This is a genomic window from Caballeronia sp. NK8, from assembly GCF_018408855.1.
Lineage (GTDB): Bacteria > Pseudomonadota > Gammaproteobacteria > Burkholderiales > Burkholderiaceae > Caballeronia.
In genome coordinates this window covers 840,996-848,037 of sequence record NZ_AP024324.1, presented here as the reverse complement: position 1 = coordinate 848,037, position 7,042 = coordinate 840,996, and the positions used below count along the sequence as shown (strand labels likewise).

Annotated in this window: 5 protein-coding genes; 3 read left to right on the top strand and 2 right to left on the bottom strand. The window is 58.9% G+C overall.

Annotation, left to right across the window (positions count from 1 at the left end; translation table 11 throughout):
• Positions 1 to 796: 796 nt before the first annotated feature.
• Together NK8_RS25550 and NK8_RS25545 are read left to right on the top strand one after the other, a co-directional pair.
• Positions 797 to 2,005 carry a ParA family protein gene (locus NK8_RS25550; protein ID WP_213231007.1) on the top strand — a complete coding sequence of 403 codons (1,209 nt, stop codon included), beginning with the start codon at positions 797 to 799 and terminating at the stop codon, positions 2,003 to 2,005.
• A complete protein-coding gene (locus NK8_RS25545) occupies positions 2,002 to 2,973 on the top strand; it encodes a ParB/RepB/Spo0J family partition protein (RefSeq protein ID WP_213231005.1) in 972 nt (323 codons plus the stop codon). Before NK8_RS25550 ends, NK8_RS25545 begins: the two co-directional genes overlap by 4 nt.
• Positions 2,974 to 4,507: 1,534 nt before the next feature.
• Here NK8_RS25545 and NK8_RS25540 read toward each other — a convergent pair.
• Complete coding sequence (locus NK8_RS25540) at positions 4,508 to 4,816, bottom strand: DUF4148 domain-containing protein (protein ID WP_213231003.1); 309 nt, start codon at positions 4,814 to 4,816, stop codon at positions 4,508 to 4,510.
• 112 nt (positions 4,817 to 4,928) lie between these two features.
• The gene (locus NK8_RS25535; protein ID WP_213231002.1) at positions 4,929 to 5,822 is read right to left on the bottom strand and encodes an NAD(P)-dependent oxidoreductase; all 894 of its coding nucleotides are present in this window, start codon (positions 5,820 to 5,822) and stop codon (positions 4,929 to 4,931) included.
• Between the two features lie 199 nt (positions 5,823 to 6,021).
• Between NK8_RS25535 and NK8_RS25530 the strand changes: the two genes are divergently transcribed.
• Positions 6,022 to 7,020 (top strand): ABC transporter permease, encoded by a 999-nt coding sequence (locus tag NK8_RS25530; RefSeq protein WP_162068811.1) that lies wholly within the window; start codon positions 6,022 to 6,024, stop codon positions 7,018 to 7,020.
• Positions 7,021 to 7,042 lie beyond the last annotated feature (22 nt).

Here is a 7,042-nt window from a genome sequence, read left to right as displayed (position 1 = left end):
TCCTTCTCCCGATTCGGCGCCGTGGTTCGTGGTATCGAGCGGTACGGTACCGGGCACAAGGTGAGCTGTCAACACACATCACCTCACCTTCTCGAGGCCGTGACACAGGAAACCTCACTTTGGTCAGCGGGACATCACAAATTCCCTCACCGCTGACGCGTAAACATCTCACCGGCGACGCCAATGCATCTCACCGTCACGTGGTAAACGCATCACCTTGACGCTCAATCAACAGCACCTCGAACACAATATCTCTCACTTTACATCGCTAAGTGATTGATTTTTCGATTGTTATGGTTGTGCTGTTGGTGGTGGTGAGTTTTATTCTTTAAGTAAACGAACAAACCCGCTTTGCAAGATCGGCGTCGAGTGAAGCTTTCAGGCGAGAAACTGACCGCGCCAGGAAAACGGACAGTGTTGCTGCGCAAAGTCGCTTTGTTGGGTGAGGTGAATTGTGATTGCGTCAGAGCACAGCTGAGTGTTCGCGGCCAGAGGCTCACCAAGGGTGAGGTCTTTTGTGTTGGCTCGACGATAGAACGCGTGCTGCATCGCACACATTCGGCATCGACTCCGCGAGGCGCATGTCGAAATCGCTCAAAGCGTACTGCGCAAGCCTCAGATAAATAAGCAGTTTTCGCCCGCCGATCCGCATTACGCAAATTTTGGTCTGATAGCCATGGCTTTCCGTCGCGCCCACGCGTATTCTACGGTTCGACACCGAGTTGAACCAAAACCGTAGAAAGAGCGGCGAGCGTGGATAAAACGCCTCACCGTCGACATTACAGGAAGCATCAGAATGAATTTGAGCGAACTGCCAGGGATTAATCGAAGGGTGAAACTCTCCAATCTGGGAGAGTTCGCCGAACGTTTGTCGGTGATGACAAATGAACTGCGCGACCAAATCCTCGCACCCAGGCCGCGAAAGACCGCGCCCCTCTTTACGATAGGCGAACTATCGGAGATGTGCGGGATCGACCGTCAGAAAATCAACTATCTGGCGACCAAGGAAGGCAGTGAGTTGCCGCCGGGCGAAACGCACGGCACCGGTCGCGCACGCGTATTTTCCTTGAAGGATGCCCGTGCCTGGGTGCAACAGGTATCGGATATCTATCAGACGCCGCTCGTCACGGGGACACGTGAGCACCGGGGACGCGTGCTGATCACGGCGAACTTCAAGGGCGGCTCGTGCAAGACGACGACATCGATGTGTATCGGTCAGGGACTGAGTCTGCGTGGCCGCAAGGTTCTCATGATCGATCTCGATCCACAAGCATCGCTTTCGGAGCTATGTGGTCTGTATGCGGAAAAGGACGTGACCTGGGAGGATACCGTCCTGCCGTTCATCTACGATCCGGAGATTGAAGGCGGCCTTTCCTCGAAGGTGCAGACTACGTACTGGGACGGTCTCGACGTCATTCCGGCACATAACTATTTGCACGATGCCGAGTTTCATCTTCCTACCGCGCAGAAGACGCACGCCAATTTCGAATTCTGGTCCGTGCTGCGCAAGGGCATCGAACCGCTGCGTGCGCAGTACGACTACATCATTCTCGATACAGCGCCGTCGCTTTCTTATATGACGCTCAACGGGCTGATGGCTGCCGATTCGATGGTGATGCCACTCGTGCCGGAGAGCCTCGACTTTATTTCTTCCGTGTCGTTCTGGTCGCTGTTCGCGGAAGTCGCGAATGGTTTCGTCCAGCACGAAGTCGACAAAACGTACGACTTCATTTCGGTGCTTCTTTCCAGGGTGGATTACGGGACGACATCGTCGGCACCGGTCGTGCGCTCCTGGTCTCAACGCGCTTATGGAGACTGGCTGCACACGACCGAGATTCCGGCGAGTTCCGTGATGAGTAACGGCGCGTTGGCATTCTCGACGGTGTTCGATTTATCGCGTGCGGAAACGGTAGCGAAAACTTTGGCGCGGGTAAAGCAGCCGATGGTGGATTACTGCAAGTGGATCGATGACCAATATGTCGCCCAATGGAGGGCCGGACAATGAGCAGCCTTCGTGATCGCATGATGAGCAAGACCGCCGAAGTTCGCGCGGCAAAGGACATCCAGCTCGATCCACAACAGGAAAAGTCCGCGAGTCCGCGCACCGCGCCAGGGATGGCGGCGGCATTGGCGGCTGCGCAGCAGCGAATCGTGCATCTCGAGAAGGCCGGTTCTTCGTCGGAAGCGTCGGTTTCTGAGATCGTTCCGAATCCTTGGCAGCCTCGGCAGGTTTTCAACGACGCGAAGCTTGCGCAACTCGCAGAGTCGATTCGCGAGGCGGGTCTGGTTCAGCCAATCGTCGTGCGTCGCGTGGGGGCGGGATATCAGATCGTAGCGGGCGAGCGGCGTTGGCGCGCGCACAAGATGATCGGGAAAGAGACGATCAAGGTTTTGGTGGTCGAACTTTCTGATGAAGAGATGGCGATGCTGGCGCTTGTGGAAAACGTGGCGCGGGAAGATTTGTGCGACTACGAGATTTCGCGTTCGATTCGGCGGACCGAAAAGGAATTTCCGAACCGAAAGCGCATGGCGGAGGCGTTGGGAATTTCGCGATCGGAGCTTTATCGATATCTGTCGTTCGGAGAGTTACCTGAATTTGTCGTTCAGGATCTGGATGTGCAACCTCGCTTGCTGGGTGCGACGGCCGCGGAGGGCGTGGTGTCGGTTTTACGTGGAAGGGATGGCGCGGCGCATGAGGTTGCCAAGGGCCTCTGGGCGAAAGTTGTGGCCGGCGATCTGGATCAGTCGAAATTGGGGAAGGCGATCAAGCAGGCTTTGGATGATGCCGGCAAGACCGTCGCGAGCGTGAGCGATCGAAGTATCGACAAGATTTTTTCCGGCGGATCACAGGCGGGATCGATTACGAAGGATTCGGCGGGGCTGACCGTGAAAATCAAGGCGGGCGTGCTGACTGCGGAAAACGAGAAGCGAATTCGCGAGTTGGTTACGCAGTTGTTTGCGGACAATGGCTAAGCGTCGGCGCGCGTTTTGAGCGCGCAATCGAGTGGGGTGTCCCGACTTGGGACGCTGACGGCGGTGGAACTCAGCGGACGACAGCGGCGTCAAGAGTGTCCCGACTTGGGACACTCGGTGGTGCAGAGGGCAAGGCGGGATCCAATAACGACTTCGAACGATGTCCCTAGCCCGCCACGGTCAAAAGCGCTAGCTATTGGCCACCGATTCTTACGCGCTCGCGGCGCGGCGGACTCAGTGAAAGTGTCCCGACTTGGGACACCCTTCCCGCACCTCCAATTCCCAGACCACACACTCATTCATACGATGGTCCGATCCAAAGCGAAACGGCCACGTTGCCCGTTCGCGTTGGGTGCCTAGGATGTTGGGCACACCGCAGAAATGCCTGAGAATCCGTCCTGGTTTATTCGTGACCGGCAGGCGGCGCACGGGATGAACCGACGTTGTTGTAGAAGAGAAGCAAAAGGCCGCACTGGCACAACTACACGCCGTCCGATCGCTGCGACGCGGATTCGCTTCCCTCTCCGCAGTTGTCGATGCACCCGAAACGCCGCCTCTATCTGCGAGCGCTTGCATTCCGCCACAGCCAAAGCTGGTCCACGCCTAGATCTCAACACCGCATTGATTGTGACCGGCTTTCCACGCCAGGCAGGTCTGTTGGCGGAGGTTTCTCATAGCGCTGTCCCACTAGCCTGACCCGCGCGAGAGCGCAGTTGCTAATCTGCAGCGTGACGCGATCGAAACCTCGTCAACTAAAAGTGGCGCGAAGGAAAAGGCTTGCCGGCAAAAATGCCGTAGATTGCAAGAGCCCACATAAACGGTACGAAAAGCCACCTACGCTAGATTCGGCGCGTTCGTCCGTATCGTCCGCGACGGCACTGCGGTGCTCACAGAAGCAACGAACAGCGTTGCTACCTCACAGTTTGTATGGAGACCATCGCAGGCGCGTCGAGGCGCCCGCGTCATCGATGGAGCCGGGCGAGACGATGCGCGCTACGGCCCGTGTCGCCACGTCGCGCCTTGCCGTGAAACAATCAGCGCAAACATCGCCAATGACCCAGAGCCGCTAGCAGAAAGGCTTTCAGCCGTTTGATACCCGCATGTCGACCGGATGTTTCACGGAAAATCAGTGCGCGGCACCGAGCAAGCCTGACCTAGTGCTTCAAAATGCTCCCACGAGCGTCGAATCGCCGTGTGCGTAACAAGTTGAACGCCTTCTGTAGCATTCGATACGATTCTTCGACTCGCGGAATGTTGAGGTCAGGCGCACTTGAACTAGCGGCCACGTGAGCGGAGTCGAGCTACACACGGGAACTAGCGGACCTGAAGTGGAATTGCTGGAGCGCACCCACCGGCACAACGTCGCGCATTAGAAGTCCGCGGAAGTAAAGAGGGCGCGGCAAATGGGTGCGTCCACGAACGCGCGTCGCTCTTTATCACGCATCGCCAAACCGCACCGAACGATTGAAAATCATCCCAATACAACGCCCGACAAATCAGGATTACGTAATAAATCGACGCACCCCCACGCCCGTCACTCCGACCGCACTGCCCGACATTCCGCCCGATACCACCGATCGACCTGACGTTGCGCCGCCTGCAGATCATCCGGATAGTACGGGTCATAGAACCTCGACGGGTCATACCCGGCCGCCCTCAGCGCCGCCAATTCACTCAGGTTGCGCTCGCGTGTGGGCGGAGCGTTGTTTTTCAGCGCGGTGAGGTCGCCGCATTGCGTCTCGCTCAGATGCCTGCCGTCCGCCGACGTGCTGCCTGCCGCACAGCCGGCGAGCGAGATCATCAACGCGGACCAGATCGGCCAGATTTTCCGTGAGTTCTTCATATATGTCTCTCGTTCGCCAGCCCGGCAACGAGCGCAGCGGGCGCTGCGCTCCGATGACGCCATTTTCCGCCGTGCCGACGAGAGAGACCAACTCGCAATAAACGCGCACGCTCTACTTCGCGACCTGTTCGCGCCAACGGTAAGCCTGCCGCCATCCCAGCAGACGTTTGAGCTTCTCGTTGCTCAGCAGCGTTTCGAACTCTCCCAGTTGCTTCTTCACCGGCACGCCAGGATAGAAACGCTCGACCAGCGCGGCCGTCGGCTGATCGGACGACACATCATCGGCGGCGACGTTCATCACCTGAAAGCCCAGGCCGTCCTTTTCGATCGCAAGCCGGCAAGCCGTCGCCAGATCGCGGCCGTCGATGTAGCTCCACGCGATGCGCTTTCTCAACGCCGGATCCTTCAGCCAGACCGGAAACTTCTGATAATCGACCGGGTCGAGCACGTTGCCGATGCGAAAGCAGTAGATATCCGCGCCCGTGCGCGCGTGAAACGCCTTGGCCGTCACCTCGTTGATGATTTTCGATGTCGCGTAACTGTCCATCGGATCGACGGGATAGTCCTCGTCGAGCGGAAAATACTGCGGGTCGCGATGCCGGTGCGCGAACACGACGCCGTACGTCGTTTCGCTCGACGCCAGGATCACCTTTCTGATGCCGAGCTTCGACGCCGCATCGAGGATGTTGTACGTGCCCATCACGTTGATGCGGAAAACCTCGTTATCCGTCGTGACGAGAATGCGCGGAATCGCCGCGAAATGCACGATGGCGTCGATCGGCTTCGGCTCGATGTCGTCGTCGAATTCCTTAGACGTGGTACTCGACGCGAGCGCGTTGAACACCTGACCCGCGTCGGTGATGTCGGTGATGAGCGTGCGCGCGGTGGCTTTGGCCATCGGCACACGGTCGACGTTGAGCACCTCGTAGCCGTGCGCGACCAGATCCTCGACGACCCATTTCCCGGCCAGTCCGCTGCCGCCGGTCACAATCACTCGCTTCGTCATGCTGTGGCTCCTTTTGATGTAGTCCGCTTCAGACGGAACCCATCGTAGGGCCGTTCGGCGCGCGAAATCTGTGACGCGCGTCATAGCCACGCGTGCGTATCGATTCGGGTTCACCCCGATGCGCGACTATGACGCGCGTCACAGATTTCGCCGCCCGTGCGCTCATAAGATCGACGCCATCCTGAACAGGAGGACATCGGTGAGCGCAATATCGTCGAAGAAGGAACCCGCGCAGCACTCCCGCGCCGTGGACGTGTTGCACGCCTGTCTGCGCATCCGCGAACTGAATGTGCTGTCGGTGCTGCTGCTCGTCGGTTTGCTCATCAGCCTGTTCTCGCCGTACTTTCTCACCACCAACAACCTGATGGGCGTGTTCCGCTCGTTCTCGCTCGTCGCGCTGATGTCGATCGGCATGATGCTCGTGATCATCACGGGCGGTATCGATCTGTCGGTCGGCTCGGTGATGGGCCTGTCGTCGCTGATTACCGCGCTCGCGTTCCAGCATGGCTTGGGCGCGTTCGCCGCAGTGCTGTGCGGGCTCGCCGTCGGGCTCGTCGTGGGCGCGTTCAACGGCGTCATGATCACGTGGATCCAGTTGCCCCCTTTCATTGCGACGCTGGGCACGCTCTCCATCGGACGCGGGCTCATGTACATCATCACCAAGGGCGTACCGGTCACGCCCGATGTGCCCGATGCCTTCACCTTCATCGGTCAGGGCTATGTCGGCTTCGTGCCGTTTCCGGTGGTCATCCTGCTCGCGATGACCGTGATTTTCTCCATCGTCATGCGTCAGACGCGTTTCGGTCGTCACGTCTACGCGACGGGCGGCAACGAAGTCGCTGCGCGCCTCTCGGGCGTGCGGACGGCGCGCGTGAAATTCACGGTGTACGTGCTGTCGGGATTCATCGCGTCGATGGCGGGCGTGATCGCGTTCTCGCGCTTCGTATCGGCCGAACCCGCTTCGGGCTTCGGCGCAGAGCTGGACGTGATCGCGGCGGCGGCAATCGGTGGGGCGAGTCTGTCGGGTGGCGCGGGCAGCGTGGAGGGCGCGATCATCGGCGCGGCGCTCGCGGGCATCATCACCAACGGCGTGGTGCTGCTGAACATCGATACCTATGCGCAGCAGGCGATTACCGGCTGCGTGATCCTGATCGCGGTGAGCATCGACATCTGGCGCGTGCGTCGCAAGGGTCGTTGAGGCAGTGTAGGTCGAAAACAAT